This is a genomic window from Roseateles oligotrophus (assembly GCF_014204525.1).
Classification (GTDB): domain Bacteria; phylum Pseudomonadota; class Gammaproteobacteria; order Burkholderiales; family Burkholderiaceae_C; genus Paucibacter_A; species Paucibacter_A oligotrophus_A.
This window is the reverse complement of the sequence record NZ_JACHLP010000002.1, coordinates 29,066-47,332: the sequence shown is the minus strand read 5'-3', so window position 1 is coordinate 47,332 and position 18,267 is coordinate 29,066. Positions and strand designations below refer to the sequence as shown.

Genomic DNA, 18,267 nt, shown 5'->3' with positions numbered 1-18,267 from the left:
GGGTGAGTGGAAGAAAAATCAGGCCCCATGATGCTGCGCGGCCGCCTCGTCCGCTAGCCCGAGGACTTCATTTGCTGTGCATCACACGCGGTCGGCAGCGATCAAGGCCGCAGATGCGAGGGCGCAAAGCCGAAGCGCTCGCGGAAGGCGGCGGAGAAGCGGCTGTGGGAGTCGTAGCCGCAGCGCGCCGCCACTTCCGAGACCTGCAGCTCGGGGTCTTGCAGCAAGGCCATGGCGGTCTCCAGCCTGACTTCGCGCATGCACTGACTGAAGGAGGCCGACTCCTCGGCCAGGCGGCGCTGCAAGCTGCTGGCGCTCAGATGAAAAGCCTGCGCCACCTCCGCCAAGGCCCAGGGCGCTTGCGGCCGCTGGCCGACCAGGCGGCGCACGCGCTCGGCCCAGCTCATCTCGCGGGCGGGCGCGAAGACCAGGCCGCGCTCGGCCAGCAGCAGCAAGACCTCCAGGGCCCGGTGCTCACACATGGCGGCTGAGGCGGAGGGGGCATCCTCACCCTGCTGCGCCTTCAAGGCCTGGAAGGCATGGCTGAAGCTGGCCCTGAAGTCTTCATCGGCCGCGGTGCTGGCGCAGCCTTGCAGGGCGGGCGTGGCGGCAAACTGGCCGAAGCCTCGATGAAAGCGCTCCAGCAGGCCCGGCGCAAAGCTGAGCACCCGCGCCTCGTAGCGGCCACCCGCAGGCGGCTCGTTGAGCATGTCCCACTGCGTCAGGCGCGGGATCAGAAAGACATCGCCGGCGGCAAACCGCACTTCGCCGGCCGGCGTCACCAGGCGCTTGCGGCCGGCCATCACCCAGCCCACCAGATCGTCACGCACCATGGCCGTGCGCACCTGGTGGCGCACGGCGCTGGAGATGGTTTGGGCGCTGGCGTCGAGGTAACGAGGCAAAGAGCTAGGCATGGGAGGGCTTGAAAGTGGGCGGCTTGAGCGCTGCTGGCGGCATTGTCCACCGCGGGCCGGCGCCGCAAACACAGGTCTCCACTTGTAAAGAATCTCAAAGCCCTGCACTTTGGCACGCCCAAGAGTCGGCCGGCCGGGGGCCGGGCCCGTTCCAAGCAGTGACAATGATTTGAAGCTCATGACGCACCGGGAAGCCCATGCAGAAGATCGCAGCACTTGAATGCCCGCCCCCCGCACTGCCGCAGCAGCCGGGCCCCCAGCTGCTAACGGCCGCCCTCGCCAGCACCAGCTTGCTGATGAGCGCCTGCGGTGGAGGTGGCGGCGGCGGCGGTTCAACGGACCCAGCACCCGCGCCCACACCAGCACCCACGCCGCCGCCGCCCAGCCCCAGCGATGCGGAGGCCTGCCGCTTTCTGGCCCAGGCCGGCTTTGCCGCCACCGCCGCGGATATGGCCACAGTCAAGACTCAGGGTTATGCCGCCTGGCTGGACGCGCAGATGGCCTTGCCGGTGAGCAGCCCGCACTTCGACTGGATGCTGGCCAAGGGCTATGGCGCGCTGGACTACCGCAATAACTTCGCCGGGGTGGACAGCAGCTTGTGGCGCAAGCTGATCAGCGCGCCCGACGGCCTGCGCCAACGCCTGGTGCTGGCCTTGAGCGAGATCTTCGTCATCTCCATGGCCGGCCTGCCGGTGGCCTGGCGCGGCATGGCCGTGGCGGCCTATGTGGACATGCTGGAGCAGCGCTGCTTCGGCAGCTTCCGCGATCTGCTGGAGGGCGTCACCCTGTCCTGCGGCATGGGCGTCTACCTGAATCTGCGCGGCAACCAAAAGGAGGATGCCAAGACCGGCCGGCTGCCCGATGAAAACTACGCCCGCGAGCTGATGCAGCTGTTCACCATCGGCCTGATCGAGCTGAAGCTCGACGGCAGCCCGGTGCTGGACGGCCAGGGCAAGCCCAAGGAAACCTATACCCAGACGAACATCACCGAGTTGGCCCGCGTCTTCACCGGCTGGGACTTTGACGACGCCAGCGCCACCGACCCGAGCTTTATGCGCAAGCCCATGGTGCACAACGCCGCCAAGTTTTCCAGCGGCGACAAAAAGGTGTTGGACGTGTCCATAGCGGCCAGCCTCAGCGGCCCGCAGGCGATGAAGCTCGTGCTGGACACCTTGGCCAATCACCCCAATGTCGGCCCCTTCTTCGGGCGGCAATTGATCCAGCGCCTGGTCTGCTCCAACCCCAGCCCCGCCTATGTGCAGCGGGTGGCCAGCGTGTTCAACGACAACGGCGCCGGCCAGCGGGGCGATCTGAAGGCGCTGCTCAAGGCCGTCTTGCTGGACGCCGAGGCCCGCAGCCTGCCCAGCGGCAATGGCGCGGGCAAGCTGCGCGAGCCCATGCAGCGCTTCATCCAATGGGCGCGCAGCTTTGGTGCCAGCTCGGCGACCGAGCTCTGGAATATCGGCGACACCTCCAACCCCGCCACCCGCCTGGGCCAGAGCCCGTTGCGCAGCCCCTCGGTGTTCAATTTCTTCAGGCCCGGCTATGTGCCGCCCAACTCGGTCCTGGGCAGCCAAGGCATCACGGCGCCCGAATTCCAGCTCTGCAATGAAAGCACGGTGGCGGGCTATCTGAACTTCATGCAAACAGCCATCGCCAACGGGGTCGGCGAGGTCAAGGCCAGCTACAGCGCCGAGCTGGCCAAGGCCGGCGACGCCAAAGCCCTGGTCGACGACCTGGCTCTGCGCCTCAGCGGCAATACCTTGTCCAGCAGCACGCTGACCAGCATCGCCACGGCCGTGGCCAGCATCAATGCGAGCAGCGATGCGGGCAAGCTCAACCGGGTCTGCGCCGCCATCCTGATGGTGATGGCCTGCCCCGAATACCTGATCCAGAAATGAGGGCCACCATGAAGAGCAGCCATCTCCAACAGATGCAGCGCCGCGAATTCATGCGCCGCAGCTCGGCCCTGGCCCTGGCCGGCACGGCCGCGCCCTGGGCGCTGAGCCTGGCCGGCATCGGCGAAGCGGCCGCCGCCACGGCGCCCAGCGACTACAAGGCCCTGGTCTGCGTCTTCCTCTACGGCGGCAATGACAACGGCAATACCTTTGTGCCCTATGACACCGCCAGCTATGCCAGTTATGCCGCCATGCGCCAGACCCTGGCCACGCCGCGCGATCAGCTCGGCGCCACCGCGCTGACGCCCAGCCTCGCCCTGCCCGATGGCCGGCAGCTGGCCCTGGCCCCGCAGCTGGGCAGGCTCAAGACCTTGTTCGACGCCGGCCGCCTCAGCGTGCTCTTCAATGTGGGCAATCTGATCCAGCCCACCAGCCTGGCCCAGTACAAGGCCGCCAGCGTGCCGCTGCCGCCCAAGCTCTTCTCCCACAACGACCAGCAAAGCATCTGGCAGTCCAGCCTGCCGGAAGGCGCCACCTCGGGCTGGGGCGGCCGGCTGGGCGACCAGTTCCTCTCCGCCAACGGTAACGCCACCTTCAGCTGCATCAATGTGTCGGGCAATGCGGTCTTCATGTCGGGCCAGCAGGCGGTGCAATACCAGCTCTCCAGCAGCGGTGCGGTGGCCATCAACGGCATCAGCAAGCCGCTATTCGGCTCGCAAGCCTGTGCCGACGCCTTGCGCAGCCTGATCACCGCCGAACGCAGCCACTGGATGGAGCAGGAGCTGAGCCGCGTCGTCAGCCGCTCGGTGGGCGCGCAAGCCATCGTCAGCGGTGCGCTCGCCAGCCTGTCCGCACTGGCCACGCCCTTTGACACCAGCAGCAGCCTGAGCAACCAGCTGCAGTTGGTGGCCAAGCTGATCGCCGCGCGCAATGCCCTGGGGGCTCGCCGGCAGGTCTTCTTCGTCTCCATCGGCGGCTTTGATCTGCACGACTTCCTGCCCACCCAGCACCCGGCTCTGCTGAGCAGCGTCAGCGAGGCGCTGGCCAGCTTTTACGAGGCCACCGTGGAGCTGGGCGTGGCCGAACAGGTCACCAGCTTCACCGCCTCGGACTTCGGCCGCACGCTGAGCAGCAATGGCGATGGCTCCGACCACGGCTGGGGCAGCCACCACTTTCTGCTGGGCGGCGCCGTCAAGGGCGGCCGCTTCTACGGCACGCTGCCCGCGGCCGCGCCCGGCGGCCCGGACGACGTGGGCCAGGGCCGCCTGCTGCCCACGACCTCGGTGGACCAGCTGGCCGCCACCCTGGCCAGCTGGATGGGAGTGAGCAGCAGCGAGCTGCCCCGCGTCTTGCCGCAGATCGCCAATTTCAGCCAGCGCGACTTGGGCTTCCTGGGCGCCTGAGGCGGGCCGCGGCGGACGGTCTACCATTGCGGCTTTTGAATTTTTCGCAGCTTCCGCCGAGCCCATCTTCCTTGACCTCCTTGCTGACCTCCGAGCTTCATCTCCCGATTCTTCGCGGCCCCGAGCGCCCCGAGCTGCTGCGCAACGAGCTGCTGGCCGATGTGTTTGAGGCCACGGCGCAGCGCCAGCCCAGGCAGATTGCCCTGCGCCAGGGCGATCAAACGCTCAGCTATGCCGCGCTGGACGCTGCGGCCGACCGCGCCGCCTCCGCCCTGATGTCTGCTGGCGTGAAGCCCGGCCAGATCCTGGGCCTGTGGATGCCGCGCGGCATGGACCTGCTCGTGATGCAGCTGGCCATCGCCAAGACCGGCGCGGCCTGGCTGCCTTTTGATGCCGACACCCCGGCCGAGCGGGTCGCCATTTGCCTGGATGATGCCGAGGCCACCGGCCTGCTGACTTGCGCGGCCTGGCGCGAGCGCCTGCCCGGGCTGGGCCGCCGCATCTGGCCCGCGGAGGACTTGCAAGCGCCCAGCACCCAGCCCTTGCTGCGCCGCAGTGGCGCAAGTCCTCAGCACACGGCCTATGTGATCTACACCTCGGGCTCCACCGGCAAGCCCAAAGGCATTGCCATCAGCCAGGCCAGCATCTGCCACTTTCTGCGCAGCGAGAACGAGGTGCTGGGCGTGCGCGCCAGCGACACGGTCTACCAGGGCTTCTCGGTCGCCTTCGATATGTCTTTCGAGGAGATCTGGATCAGCTACCTGGTCGGCGCCACGCTGTGGCTGGCACCGCGCGAGATCGCGGCCGACCCGGATGCCCTGCCTCAGGCACTGATAGCACAAGGCGTTAGCGTGCTGCACGCCGTGCCCACCTTGCTGGCCTTGTTCCAGCGCGATGTGCCTGGCCTGCGCCTCATCAACCTCGGCGGCGAGATGTGCCCGCCCAGCCTGGTGGCGCGCTGGGCACGGCCGGGCCGCCAGGTCTTCAACACCTACGGGCCCACCGAGGCCACGGTCTCGGCCAGCCTGGCCGAGCTGCGGGCGGGCGAGCCCGTCACCATAGGCCGGCCCCTGCCTAACTACCAGTTGATGGTGATTGCGCCCGATGTGGAAATGGGCCTGCGCCTGCAGCCCCAGGGCGAGACCGGCGAGCTGTGCATCAGCGGGCCCGGCGTGGCGGCGGGCTATCTGGGCCGGCCGGAGCTGACGGCGGAAAAATTCTTGGCCAACCCCTGGGCCCACGAGGGCGGGCAGGACGCCCGCCTCTACCGTACGGGCGATCTGGCCCGCATAGCCGAGAACGGCCAGATCCACTGCCTGGGCCGGGTCGATGACCAGGTCAAAATTCGCGGCTTCCGCGTCGAACTGGGCGAGATCGAGGCCTTGCTGGCCCAGCAGCCCGGCGTGGGCACCACGGCCGTGCTGCTGCGGCGTGACGACGAAGGTCTGGAGCAGCTGCTGGCCTTCTGCGTCAGCGATGGTTCGGCCCAGCCCAGCGCCGCCACGCTGCGCCAGGCCCTGTCGCAAAGCCTGCCGCCATACATGGTGCCCGGCCGCTACGAGTGGCTGGCGGCCATGCCGCGGCTGGCCTCGGGCAAGATAGACCGCAACACGCTGAAGGCCAGGCCTCTGGAAGCGATCGCCGTCGCCGAGGCCGAGGATGGCGGCGACGCGCCGCAGACCGAGGCCGAAGCCGCCTTGTTCGAGGCCTTGAAGCGCCTCTTCCCCGGCCAGGCCATACGCCGCGAGGCGGACTTCTTCAACGATCTGGGCGGCCACTCCCTGCTGGCCGCGCGCCTGGCCTCGGCCCTGCGCGCCCAGGCCCGTTTTGCCGGCCTGACGGTGAGCGAGCTGTACAAGGCCCGCCGCGTCGGCGCCATCGCCGCCGTGCTGGAGACTCTGCAGGCCTCGGCCGCTGACAGCGCGCCGGCCGCTCGCCCCTGGCAGCCGCCGCCGGCCTGGAAGCGCTGGGCCTGCGGCGCCGCCCAGGCCCTGGCCGTGCCGCCCCTGGTGGCCTTGCGCATGGCGCAGTGGCTGGCGCCCTTCTTCACCTTCCACTTCTTCACCGGCGACCCGGCGGATTCGATCACCGTCGCCGTGGCGATCTCGGTGCTGGTCTTCCTGGGCGTGACGGTGCTGGAGTTCGCCGTCGCCATCGCCGGCAAATGGCTGATCGCCGGGCGGCTGAAGCCGGGCCGCTACCCGCTGTGGGGGCTGCAGTACTACCGCTGGTGGCTGGCGGACCGCTTGCTGGAGGCGGCGCCGGTCTACTTCTTCAGCGGCTCCTCGCTCTATGTCTGGTGGCTGCGCGCCCTGGGCGCACGCATCGGCGAGGACGTCAATATCGGCTCCATCACCCTGCGCGCGCCGGAGCTGCTGTCCGTGGGCCATGGCGTCAGCATCGGCAATGCGGTGAACTTCGAGAACGCCCGCGTGCAGCAGGGCGAGCTGGTGCTGGGCCGCATCGCCATCGGGGACCATGCTTATGTGGGCTCCTACTCGGTATTGGAAGGCGACACCCAGCTCGACGAATGGGCCCATGTGGACGGGCAATCGGCGCTCTGCCAGGGCAGCCGCGTGCCGGCCCGGCGCGTCTGGGCGGGCTCGCCCGCCCGCGATACCGGCGCCTTCGACCCCGCCAGCCTGCGCCCGCGCCCGCCCGCCAGCCGCGCCCGCCGGGCGGCGGAGATGCTGTTCTTCGTCTTCGGCGCGCTGCTGATCGCCACGCTGTTCTTCCTGCCCGTCTTCCCCACCTTCATGCTGATGGACAGCCTGGACGAGCTGCCCTCCATGGGCTGGTTGCAGGGTGATTTCGTGCCCCTGCAGCTGCTGCATTACTTCCTGCTGGCCCTGCCGGCCAGCGCCATCCTGATCGTGGCGACGGCGCTGCTGTCGGCCGCCATCCGCTGGGGCGTGCTGCCCCGGCAGGTCAGCGGCAGCTGGCCGGTGCACAGCTGGCGCTACTGCAGCAAATGGCTGGTGAACCAGATTCAAGAGTCCAGCCTGCAAAACCTGCACGGCGTCTACGCCACCGTGTTCGCGCCCTGGTGGTACCGCTTGCTGGGCGCCCGCGTGGGGCGCGACGCCGAGATCTCCACCGCCCTGGGCGTGGTGCCCGATATGCTGACCCTGGGCGACGAGACCTTTATCGCCGACGCGGTGCTGCTGGGCGACGAGGAGATCAACGGCGGCTGGATGACGATGCGGCCCACCGTGGTCTCGCGGCGCAGCTTTGTCGGCAACGGCGCTTATGTGCCGGACGGCACGACCATCCCGGAGAACGTGCTGATCGGCGTGCTCTCCCGCGCGCCCGATGGCGGGCAGATGCGCAGCGGCGACACCTGGCTGGGCACGCCGCCCCTGCATCTGCCGGCGCGCGAGACGGTCTCGGGCCACCCGGAGTCGCTGACCTTCCGGCCCTCGCCGATACGCCGCCTGGCGCGCGGCCTGATCGAGAGCTTCCGCATCGTGGCCCCACATGCCATCGTGATCGCGGCCGGCTACACCGTGGTGCTGGACGTGATGCCCGCCGCCAGCGAGGGCCGCTGGGCCCTGGTGGCCTGGGATCTGGCGCTGGCGGGCCTGCTCTTCGGCTTGGCCGGCTTTGCCTTTGTGGCCTTGTTCAAATGGCTGCTGGTGGGCCGCTACCGCCAGCGCGCCGTGCCCATGTGGACGCCGTTTGTCTGGCTGTCGGAGGCGGCCACCAATCTCTACGAGGGCATTGCCGTGCCCAACTTCCTGCGCTTCTTGCGCGGCACGCCCTGGCTGCCGCTAGCGCTCAATCTGCTCGGAGCCAAGATAGGCCGCGGCGTCTATCTGGACAGCACTGACATCACCGAGTTCGACTGCGTACACATCGGCGACTACAGCGAGTTCAATGCCCTGAGCTGCCCGCAAACCCATTTGTTCGAGGACCGGGTGATGAAGATAGACCACGTCCACATCGGCGCCCGCGTCAATGTGGGCCCGCGCAGCACCGTGCTCTACGGCGCCAGCGTGGCCGATGGCGCCCAGCTGGGGCCGATGACCCTGGTGATGAAGGGCGAGAGCATCCCCGCCGGCTCGGCCTGGAGCGGCTGCCCGGCCGCACCGCAGCGGGCCTGAGGCCATGCCGGCCCCGGTCTACCTTTGGCCCCAGCAACAGCCTGAGCCCGCCGCCAAGGCCTTTGTGCTGGCCTTGGCCCTGCCCCCCACCCTGCCCCGCCCGCAAGCCCGCCTGGCCCTGCGCCAGGCCTTGCGCGAGGCCCTGGCGCCGCGGCTGGGCCTGGCCGCGGCCGAGTTGCCGCTGGAAACCGGGCCCGGTCTCGCGCCCAGGCTGCTCGGGCACCGCGTCGGCATTTCCTTCAGCCATGAGGCGGGCCTGTCGCTGGCTGCGGTGAATCTGCTGGGGCCGGTGGGCGTAGACCTGTTGCGCGAGGAAGCTGCGCCGCCCGACTGGCAGGCCGTGGCGCGCGACTATCTGGGCCCGCAGGCCTGCGCCCGGATGCGGCCGCAGGACTTCGGCCCCGCCTGGGCCGCGCATGAGGCGCGGCTCAAATTCCACGGCCGGGGCTTGAGCGAATGGCAGGCCGGCATGGCCGAGCCCGCCTGGCTGGCCGCCTGCCAATGCCAGGCCCTGCGCCTGCCGCCGGGCTGGGTCGGCAGCCTGGCCTTGCCGGCGGGGCAGGGCTCAGGCTGACAGATCCAGCGGCAGCGCCGTGCGGCTCAGCACATGCTGCAGCACAAAGCTGGAATGCACGCCGGTGACGCCGGCGATGCGGGTCAGACGGCCCAGCAGCAAGGCCTGGAAATGCTCCATATCGCGCACCACGATCTTGAGCTGGTAGTCGGCCGCCTGGCCGGTGATGAGCAGGCATTCCAGCACCTCGGGCAGCACGCGGATGGCGGCCTCGAAATTGGCAAAACGCTCGGGCGTGTGCACATCCATGGAGATATGCACCAGGGCCATCAGCGAGAGGCCCAGTTTTTTTGCATCCAGCAGGGCGCGGTAGCCGGCGATCAGGCCGGCCTCCTCCAGCGCACGTACCCGGCGCAGGCAGGGCGAGGGCGAGAGGCCGACCTTGTCCGCCAGATCCTGGTTATTGACGCGGCCGTCTTGCTGCAGGACATCGAGAATCTGCCGGTCGATTCGATCCAATTCCATGTAGATTGCTCCACGAACGATTGTTTGAGCAATTTTCTGCCAAATTTACTCAAAACATCGCCATCTTCGCAATTTTCTGCCCGAGCCTGGCCTCTACACTGAATTCACTGCAGCAAGCCACAGGACGGCTGCAAGTTTCAGCAAGCCGGCGGTGACCTCCGCCGGCTGCGGGCGGGCCTTACCAGATCGAGCCAGTTCCAGCGCCCCGGCAAAGCACAAACCCCCAGACGTCACAAGCGCCTGGGGGTTTGGCTTTTGCGAAACAGTTCAAGCTAGATTCAAGCGCGCTCCCACAAGATGGGGAACAGCGCGTGCGCCAGCGCCGCACCGGCGGCCAGTTCCTCGCTCAGGCCGGGGAAGGGCGGGGAGGTCGTCCAGGGCCGCGGGGCGTGGCGCATATCGTCACCCAGCATGCGAACCGAGAACACCCGGCGGCGGCGGCCGGGCTCGACGCCGGCCGAAGCATGCAGGGTGAGCATATGGAAAGCGATCACATCGCCAGGCTCCATGGCCCAGCCAAGGATGTCGTAGCGCTCGCGCTCGGCCTCCACGTCGGGCAGATCGGCCAGGCTGCCCTCGGGGAACCACTTGGCCTCGCTGGACATGAAGCTGCGCGGCATCAGCCAGGGGCCGCGATGGCTGCCGGCCACGAACTCCAGCGTGGCGGCACGCGAAACCGCATCCACCGGGATCCAGAAGCTGATGTTCTGACGACCCTCGACGTTGTAATAGGGCTGGTCCTGATGCCAGGGCGTGCGCTGGCGGGTGCCGGCCTCCTTGGTCAGCATATGGTCGTGGTACAGGCGCACCTGGCGGCTTTGCATCAGGCGGCCGGCGGCGGCGGCCAGGGCCGAGCCTTCGATGATTTCGCGGTAGGCCTCATTGCTCTGCCAGTTGCAGAAGTCCTCGATGAAGAGGCCGGGGTCGCTGCCGGGGCTGGCCACCTTGGCGCGCGGGCTGGGCCGGGCCAGATTGGCGTCGATGCCGGCGCGCAGGCGCTGGACCTCGGCCGGGCTCAGCAGGCCGCGCAGGAGCACGACACCGTCGCGGGCATAGGCCTCGGCTTGCTCGGGCGTGGCCAGGGCCGCGGCACGGTTTTCGGCGGCAAGGCCGGGGCCTGGACGGAGGTCGGGACTGTTTTGCATGGAGGAAGCTCCTGGGGTTCGCTGAGGGAAGCTCGGCCCAGTGTGCCGCAGCTTTTTAGAACGTGTTTACGATCCCGGCGGGGTCGCGGACAAACGACAAAGGCTTCCAGACCATATGCAGCCCGCCCCTGCGCGGGCCTGCCCGAGCGGGTCTTCACCCTGGCTCAAAGCCGCTGGGAGCGGCCTCACGATCATCATGTTTTCTCTTAGCTTCAATTGCATTCATTCAGTTTTTACATTTAGCCATCCTCAGCTTGTTCCTGGGCCGAAATTCGCCGCAAGCCCTCTAAGCTCAGCACTCGCCAGTTGGCGTGCTTTTGCGAAAAGAGAAACTGATCGTGTTCAAGAAGTTGTTGGCAGCGGTAGGCGTGGGTGGTGCGATGGTCGATACGGTGCTGGACAAGCCCAGCCTGCGCCCCGGTGACACGCTCACCGGCAAGGTGTTGATCAAGGGCGGCAGCGTGCCGCAAAGCATCGAGTATGTGGATCTGGTCCTGATGACCGAGGTCGAGAAAAAGATCAACGGTGAGGAGTACCGGGCCAGCCATGCGCTGCAGCGCTATCGCGTCTCGGGCGCCATCCAACTGGGCGCGGGCCAGGACCTGATCCTGCCCTTCGCCCTGGGCCTGCCGCTGGAAACTCCGGTCAACAATGCCCAGGCCCTGGCCAGCCCCGGCTTTCAGGCCTATCTGCCGCGGGTGCGCGCGGCCGTCTGGATCCACACCGACCTGGCCATCGCCTCGGCCCGCGATGCGGAGGACCGCGACTTCCTCGACATCCACCCGCTGCCGCAGATGCTGCAGCTGATCAGCGCGATGTCGCAGCTGGGCTATGCCCATATCAGCAGCGATGTGGAGGCCGGCGCGGCACGCTTCAACAATATCCAGAGCAGCCTGGGCTGCTACCAGGAGTTCGAGTTCAAGCCCAGCCGCAACAGCTTTGGCGGGGCTTTTGGCGGCAGCAGCGTGAAGGAGGTGGAGATCACCTGCATCCCGCGTACCGAGGGCGTGCATGTGCTGCTGGAGGTGGACCGCCGTTACCGCGGCGACAGCTACCGCAGCCTCTTGATGGGCGCGGACTGGCAACACGTCAATTGGCAAGAGCAGCTGCAGCGCGTGCTGGCCTGAGACCCAGGCCCGGCGAGGGCCGTTTCAGCCATTCGCACCATCGATAAAAAAGGGCGCCCAGCGGGCGCCCTTTTCAAGCCTGGGCCCTGCCCAGTTGCCAAGCTCAAGGTGCAGGGGTGCAGCTGTAGACGGAGATATCGTCCACATACCAGCCCAAGGCACCACCAGCGCAGTCATTGCCCAGCTCGAACCGGAGCTTGACCTTGGCGCCCGGCGCCGCATAAGGCGCCAGATTGATGAGGGAACGGCCCCAGCTGCCGCCCACCTTGCCACCGTCACCACCCGAGAAGGCAGGCTGGCCGGCCAGGGGGTTGTCATTGCCGGCCGCTGTGGTAGTCAAGGTGGTGTTGTAGGGGTTGTAGATGAAGTCGGCCGCATTCACCAAGGTCCAGGCACCGCCGTTGACGCTGATCTTCAGATTGGCGCCGTCGTAGCCCGCTTCGGTCGAGACCCAGTGATCGAAGCTCATTCGCAGGGTGCTGGCCCCGGCAGGAATGGTGATCTCCGGGCTTTCCAGGCGCTGCACGCCGGCTTCGCTACCCGTGCTGCCGCCGCAGACACCACCATTGATGTCGGCCGCATAGATGGCATAGCCTGCACGGCCGCCCGGCAGCTTGTTCACCACGCCAAAGTTGCGGGGTGTGAAGGAACCACCGGCAACGCCGCCATTGCTCAGCTGCCACTTCAGCCCGTTGCGCCTACCGCCATCAAAACCGTCGGCAGCAATGACCGTCGGGCTGCCCGAGGGGCACATGGCCGGTGGGTTCTGTGCCAGCAAGGTCTGGAAGCCGCATTGGGCCGGAGCCGTGCGCAACTCCACCGCCAGTGCGGCCTTGGCCACTTGCTGGCAGTCCGAGCTGCTGATGATCTCGCCCGAGGGCAGGCCCGTCTTCAGGTGGTTGAGGTTGATGCCGGTCAGGTCGGCGCAGGACTGCTCGATGGCATCGGCATGTTCGGGGAAGCCGCTGGCCTGGCTCTGGTAAACGGTTTGGGCGCGGTAGTAGATGTGCGCCGCCTTGGTCAATCCGATGCCGGCAATGCTCTGCCCGTTGTAAGTGCCGCCATCGACGATCAGCGCATACCCATGGTTGGGCACGCCGGAGTTGCTATGCACACCGCCCTGATCGCTGCTGATGGGGCCGCAGGCGTACTGGCTGTCCGACACCTTGCCCGGGTTGCCGTAGCAGGTGGGGTTGTACATATCCCGGATGGCACCGCCAAAGCCAGCGGAGTCTTCACCCATCAACCAGCGCACCGAGTTGTCGCTGCCCGGTCCACGCTGCAAGGACGCCATCACGCCGGTCTGCCCCTTGATGGCCGTGCCATCGGCCTGCGAAACCGAGAGCGCGGGGATGGTGATGGTGGCGTCGGTTCCACCCATATTGATCAGGCCGCTCGCGTTATTACCCACGATGACACCGATAGCACCATTAAGCTGGGCATTCTTGACCTTGACCGCAAAGCCGCAGCTACCGCGGTCGACGAAGGCGATATTGCCGCTCACAGCGGCGGCATTGGCGAAAGGCGTTTCGCAAGCATCGGTGCCGGAAGCGCCAACGCCATCATTCACCACCACAACGCTCTTATTGCCCAGCGCGAAGGTCTGCGGGCCGAAGGCCGCCGTGCCCGCGCTCTTCACCCCGGCAATGGCTGCAGGCGCCAGGATATTGACCAGGGTCGCATTGGTGGAAACCGTGCAAGCACCGGCCGTGCGCACGGCATCGGGAGTGTCGCCACCACGACCGTTGATGCGGTCCACCGTCTCGCCCCAGATATCGGAGTAAGCCTCGTTCAAGGCGCCGGGCTGCCAGGCATAGATCAGGCCATGGGTGTACTGGGTATAGGCATGGCCCCATTCATGCGCGGTGATGTCGTCGGTGGTCGTGCCCGGGCAGAAAGAGATGTAAGTACCGTTCCAGGACGCATTCGGGCAGCCGTTGCCACGATTGAAGATGGAATCCATGATCGCGCCCTTGCCATCGAAGGAATCGCGGCCAAAGGCGTTCTTGAACAAGTCATAGATCTCGCCCGAGGCGTAGATCATATTGTCGGCCTCGGTATTGCCGGTGGGCAGGGCGCCGCCCTCCACCCAGAAAGGCGTGGCCGGGTAGTTGGGGCCGGGCTGGGCGACATTGGCAGCATCGAAGGCACGACGGTTCTTGCCTTCGTGGATGCCGGCGATGCGGTCCACCACCTTGCCCGAATGGGCATCAACGTAGACAAACTCGCGCACATCGACGCCATTGCCAACCTCGACCTCCCACACCAGATGATTGCTCCCTTCCACGCCCTTGGCCAGGCCCTGGCGGTAGACCATCAGCGTCGGCCTTGCCGTGCCCAGCTTGGCCGATGCGCTACTGCTCAGCTCGGCCACCACCATCTTCTTCGCCGCGGCCGCGGCTTCGGCGGCACTGCGGCTCGGTTGGGTATTGAGCTGGATGCCGGGGACGAAAGTGCCATTCACAATGCTCAGCTTGCCCGCCGCGTCAAAATGCGACTTCAGCTCGGCGCCGAACACCGGCACGCCCTGGTACAGCTGCTTCTGGCTGAGGTGGGCGCCGCCGTATTTGTCCTTGACCAGCTGACCGGCGGCAAGTTCACTCGCGCTATTGCTGATGCCAAACAAGCCGCCGTAATTGCTCATGAATTGCGCCGCACCACGACGCAATTCATCGTCACCGACGGCGCGGGCTGCAACACCCAGGCCAAACCGGCTGCTGCCTTGGTCCAGGCGCACAAAGCGCGCCGCGCCCGTGGCGCTGTGGAAGCTGACCTTGGGGCTCAAGCCGGTATCAACACCCAGGCGCGCGATGGCCTCGCTTTGCCCAGGCAACGTGGCGTTGTTGGCGGCCTGCGCGGCCACGGCCATGGTCGCAGCCAGGGCCAGCACGGACAATTTCAAATGGATTCGAGCCATGAGAACTCCCATCGGCGCACTCGCGCCGCTCTAAGGGGTGATAGGAACAGGAATAGAGAGGGTCGGGCCAGGCCCGGCTTCAGACGGCAGCGCGGCGGCGGAAGGCCAGCAAGCCCAGCACGCCCAGGCCCATCAAGGCCACGCTGGCGGGCTCGGGCACGGCAGTGATCGCGCTGACGGTCAGGTTGTCCACCGAGGCGTAGAGGGACTGGCCGGGCGCGCTGATCGTGAAGGAGCTGATGTCCATGGTGGACACAAAGCCGCGGTAGCTGTCAGCCATCGAACTGGGGCTGAAGCTGACGGTGGTGGCGTCGCTCAGGGTCAGCGTGACGTTCACCGACTGCAGGTCGCCATTCATGTCGACATTGAAGAAATTGCCACCGACGGCCCTGACCCCGGCACCAAAGCTCACCGTCAAGGCCTGATCGATCTGGCTGGCAGAGAGGATGGCGCCATCAAGATACAAGCCGCCGCCGGTTACCGAAGCCGTAAAAGCCTGGGAACCTGTGCCGAAGGTCAGTGGCCCCGATGCGTTGCTACTCAAACCGTCGAAGGTCTCCGTATAGCTGCCCGGCGCCAGCTGCGCCATAAAACCGGCCTGTGAGGTGTAGACCGTGGTGGACGCAAAGGAGGCGGCTGACATTGTGAGCAGCGCAGCGACTGGTAGCAGATGGCGGATAGCTTGCATACAGAGCCTTGTCAGAACGGTTGAAAAAGGCATACCCGGTCGGTATGGCTGCATCGATTCTGTATGAGCCCTGATTTACTTCACACCCTGGATATGAGGGAAGTAAAAACCAGAAGTCCCCCCCATCGCAGACCGCTTTTCGGATCTATTTGTCGGCCGCCACCTCCATCGCGGACAAACTCTCGGCCGGTATCAGCAAGGTGGCCACATAGTCGGCCTGGGCGAAAGTTTTGCCGGCCACGGGGGCGGGCTCCAGGCGGATCAGACGCAAGGCTTGGCTCGGGCTGCCAGGCTCGGCATGGGGCGGCAAACGCAGGTCCAGGCTCTGCCGGCCAGCGGAGGCGCGCTGCAGCCAGATGCGTACGACGGCCTCGCCGGCCCACACGCATTGCTCGCCCTTGGGGCAGCGGGAGTCGCTGAGAACCGCGTCGAAGCCGAGCCGCAGATGGCTGCCGCGCAGTTGCGCCGAAGCACCGAGCGGCAGCTGGAAGGCGGTATCGACCTCAACCAGCCGTGGCTCCTCCGGCTTGGCCGTGCCGCAGGCGGGCAGGAATACAGCCATCAGGAGCAGGGCGGCAGGGGCTTTTCTCAACATCGGGTTCTCCCGTTGGTACGGGCGCATCGTAGGCCCGATTGCCCTTGCAAGCGAGGGGCAAAAAAACAGGCCTTCACCCAAAGGATGAAGACCTGTTGCGCTGCCTGGCATTCAGCCCGGCCGCCTCAGCAGCACATCTTGCCCTTGCCCAAGCCGTAGCGCGCTTGTTGGCGCTCGCGGAAGAAGGCCTCGAAGCTCATCGGCGCCTGCTCCGGGTGATTGAGCTGCATATGCTTGAGGTAGCCGCCGTAGTCCGGCAGGCCCACCATCAGGCGCAGGCTTTGCGCCATATAGCGGCCGGTCTGGCCGAGCTCGGCACCCAGCTCGGCGCCGCGCTCCACCAGGGCGCTGAGCTTAGCCAAGGCTGGCTCCGGCAGGCAGGGCCTGGTAAGGCGTTTCCTGCGCCGTGGGCTTGCGTTCAGCACGCGCCTTGAGCACGGCCTTGACGCTGTAGACCAGCACGCTCAGCACCACAAACATGAAGAGCACGCACAGGGCCGCGTCCAGGCGGTCATTGAAGATGATGCGCTGCATGGCCTCGGGCGTCTTGGCCGGGGCGATCAGCCTGCCCTCGGCCAGGGCCTGGGCGTATTTGTCGGCATGGGCCAGGAAGCCCACCTTGGGGTCGCTGGAGAAGATCTTCAGATAGCCCGCGGTCAGCGTGCAGGCCAGCAGCCAGGTCGCGGGCAGGATGGTGGTCCAGCTATAGCGGTCCTTCTTCATCTTGAACAGCACGACGGTGCCCAGCATCAGGGCCACGGCAGCCAGCATCTGGTTGGAGATGCCGAACAGCGGCCACAAGGTGTTGATGCCGCCCAGCGGGTCGACCACGCCCTGGTAGAGGAAGTAACCCCAGGCGGCCACGCACAGGCCGGTGGCGATCAGATTGGCAGGCAGGGACTCGGTCTTCTTCAAGGCCGGCACAAAGGTGCCCAGCAGGTCTTGCAGCATGAAGCGGCCGGCGCGGGTGCCGGCGTCCACGGCGGTCAGGATGAAGAGGGCTTCAAACAGAATCGCGAAGTGGTACCAGAAGGCCATCATGGCCTTGCCGCCCACCACCTGGTGCAGGATGTGGGCCATGCCCACGGCCAGCGTGGGCGCACCGCCGGCACGGGCCAGGATGGTGTTCTCGCCCACGTCCTTGGCGGTCTGCGTCAGCATCTCGGGCGTGATGACAAAGCCCCAGGTCGACAGCGTTTGCGCCACGGCCTCGGGCGTGCTGCCCACCAGGGCGGCGGGGCTGTTCATCGCGAAGTAGATGCCGGGGTCGATGCAGGAGGCGGCCACCAAGGCCATCACCGCCACAAAGGACTCGGCCAGCATGCCGCCGTAGCCGATGAAGCGGGCATCGCTCTCGTTATTCAACATCTTGGGCGTGGTGCCCGAAGAAATCAGCGCATGGAAGCCCGATACCGCGCCGCAGGCGATGGTGATGAAGAGGAAGGGGAAGAGATTGCCCGACCAGACCGGGCCGCCGCCGGCCGAGAACTGGGTCAACGCCGGCATCTCCAGCTGCGGGCCGACGATGACGATGCCGATCGCCAAGGCGACGATGGTGCCGATCTTGAGGAAGGTGGACAGATAGTCGCGCGGCGCCAGCAGCAGCCAGACGGGGATGGAGGCGGCCACAAAGCCGTAGCCGATCAGCATCCAGGTCAGCGCCTTGCCGTCGAAGTCGAACAGCGGGCCCCAGACCGGGCTCTCATGCACCCACTGGCCGCCCACGATGGCCAGCATCAAGAGCACAAAGCCGATGATGGAGACCTCGCCGATGCGGCCCGGCCGCAGATAGCGGGTGTAGATGCCCATGAAGAGGGCCACCGGAATCGTCGCCGCCACGGTGAAGGTACCCCAGGGTGAATGGGCCAGGGCCTTGACCACGATCAGGGCCAGCACGGCCAGGATGATGATCATGATCATGAAGGCGCCGAACAAGGCGATCACGCCGGGCACCAGGCCCAGCTCCTGCTTGATCAGATCGCCCAGCGAGCGGCCGTCGCGCCGCGTGCTGATGAAGAGCACGATGAAGTCCTGCACCGCGCCGGCAAACACCACGCCGGCCAGAATCCACAGCAGGCCGGGCAGATAGCCCATCTGCGCCGCCAGCACCGGGCCGACCAGGGGGCCCGCGCCCGCGATGGCCGCGAAGTGGTGGCCGTAGAGCACGCCCTTGTGGGTGGGCACATAGTCCAGCCCGTCGTTATGCCGCCAGGCCGGCGTCATGCGCTTGGGGTCCAGCTCCAGCACCGTGTTGGCGAGGAAGAGGCTGTAGTAGCGGTAGGCGATCAGATAGACGCAGACGGCGGCCACCACCACCCACAGGGCGCTGACGGCCTCGCCGCGGCCGAGGGCCACGGTGGCAAGGGCAAACGCACCCAGAATGGCAACAGCCACCCAGACCAGGTGGCGACGGATATTGACGGGCATGAGGGATGTCT

The 18,267-nt window shown here is 66.8% G+C and carries 13 protein-coding genes; 5 read left to right on the top strand and 8 right to left on the bottom strand.

Features of this window, described 5'->3' with window-relative positions; translation table 11 throughout:
* Positions 1 to 101: 101 nt before the first annotated feature.
* A complete protein-coding gene (locus HNP55_RS04905; protein ID WP_184296805.1) occupies positions 102 to 914 on the bottom strand; it encodes a helix-turn-helix transcriptional regulator in 813 nt (270 codons plus the stop codon).
* Positions 915 to 1,111: 197 nt separating this feature from the next.
* Between HNP55_RS04905 and HNP55_RS04900 the strand changes: the two genes are divergently transcribed.
* The 4 genes from HNP55_RS04900 (at position 1,112) to HNP55_RS04885 (ending at position 8,892) form a co-directional block, all read left to right on the top strand.
* Positions 1,112 to 2,815, top strand: coding sequence for a DUF1800 family protein (locus HNP55_RS04900; protein ID WP_246448202.1), 1,704 nt, complete (start codon positions 1,112 to 1,114; stop codon positions 2,813 to 2,815).
* An 8-nt stretch (positions 2,816 to 2,823) separates the two neighbouring features.
* Positions 2,824 to 4,215 (top strand): DUF1501 domain-containing protein, encoded by a 1,392-nt coding sequence (locus HNP55_RS04895; RefSeq protein WP_184296803.1) that lies wholly within the window; start codon positions 2,824 to 2,826, stop codon positions 4,213 to 4,215.
* Between the two features lie 71 nt (positions 4,216 to 4,286).
* Positions 4,287 to 8,318, top strand: coding sequence for a Pls/PosA family non-ribosomal peptide synthetase (locus HNP55_RS04890; RefSeq protein WP_221439472.1), 4,032 nt, complete (start codon positions 4,287 to 4,289; stop codon positions 8,316 to 8,318).
* A 4-nt stretch (positions 8,319 to 8,322) separates the two neighbouring features.
* The gene (locus HNP55_RS04885) at positions 8,323 to 8,892 is read left to right on the top strand and encodes a 4'-phosphopantetheinyl transferase family protein (RefSeq protein WP_184296801.1); all 570 of its coding nucleotides are present in this window, start codon (positions 8,323 to 8,325) and stop codon (positions 8,890 to 8,892) included.
* Here the strand turns inward: HNP55_RS04885 and HNP55_RS04880 are convergent.
* Positions 8,884 to 9,357 carry an Lrp/AsnC family transcriptional regulator gene (locus HNP55_RS04880; RefSeq protein WP_184296799.1) on the bottom strand — a complete coding sequence of 158 codons (474 nt, stop codon included), beginning with the start codon at positions 9,355 to 9,357 and terminating at the stop codon, positions 8,884 to 8,886. The two genes, HNP55_RS04885 and HNP55_RS04880, sit on opposite strands and share 9 nt — an antisense overlap.
* Before the next feature lie 278 nt (positions 9,358 to 9,635).
* Positions 9,636 to 10,502, bottom strand: a complete 867-nt coding sequence (locus tag HNP55_RS04875) for a phytanoyl-CoA dioxygenase family protein (protein WP_184296797.1) — start codon at positions 10,500 to 10,502, stop codon at positions 9,636 to 9,638.
* A gap of 338 nt (positions 10,503 to 10,840) precedes the next feature.
* On the opposite strand from HNP55_RS04875, the gene HNP55_RS04870 reads away from it, so the two are divergent.
* The gene (locus HNP55_RS04870; RefSeq protein WP_184296795.1) at positions 10,841 to 11,629 is read left to right on the top strand and encodes a sporulation protein; all 789 of its coding nucleotides are present in this window, start codon (positions 10,841 to 10,843) and stop codon (positions 11,627 to 11,629) included.
* Between the two features lie 103 nt (positions 11,630 to 11,732).
* Here the strand turns inward: HNP55_RS04870 and HNP55_RS04865 are convergent, their stop codons facing one another.
* The 5 genes from HNP55_RS04865 to HNP55_RS04845 all read right to left on the bottom strand — a co-directional run bounded on the left by HNP55_RS04865 (position 11,733) and on the right by HNP55_RS04845 (position 18,256).
* Positions 11,733 to 14,531 carry a M4 family metallopeptidase gene (locus HNP55_RS04865; RefSeq protein WP_221439471.1) on the bottom strand — a complete coding sequence of 933 codons (2,799 nt, stop codon included), beginning with the start codon at positions 14,529 to 14,531 and terminating at the stop codon, positions 11,733 to 11,735.
* Between the two features lie 94 nt (positions 14,532 to 14,625).
* On the bottom strand, positions 14,626 to 15,189 hold the full coding sequence (locus tag HNP55_RS04860) for a PEP-CTERM sorting domain-containing protein (RefSeq protein WP_184296791.1): 564 nt from the start codon (positions 15,187 to 15,189) through the stop codon (positions 14,626 to 14,628).
* A gap of 190 nt (positions 15,190 to 15,379) precedes the next feature.
* Positions 15,380 to 15,829, bottom strand: coding sequence for a hypothetical protein (locus tag HNP55_RS04855; protein ID WP_184296789.1), 450 nt, complete (start codon positions 15,827 to 15,829; stop codon positions 15,380 to 15,382).
* Positions 15,830 to 15,954: 125 nt separating this feature from the next.
* Entirely contained in the window at positions 15,955 to 16,191 is a 237-nt protein-coding gene (locus tag HNP55_RS04850; RefSeq protein ID WP_409993730.1) for a YbdD/YjiX family protein, read from the bottom strand.
* Complete coding sequence (locus HNP55_RS04845; protein WP_184296787.1) at positions 16,184 to 18,256, bottom strand: carbon starvation CstA family protein; 2,073 nt, start codon at positions 18,254 to 18,256, stop codon at positions 16,184 to 16,186. The genes HNP55_RS04850 and HNP55_RS04845 overlap by 8 nt, the downstream gene beginning before the upstream one ends.
* Between the last annotated feature and the right edge of the window lie 11 nt (positions 18,257 to 18,267).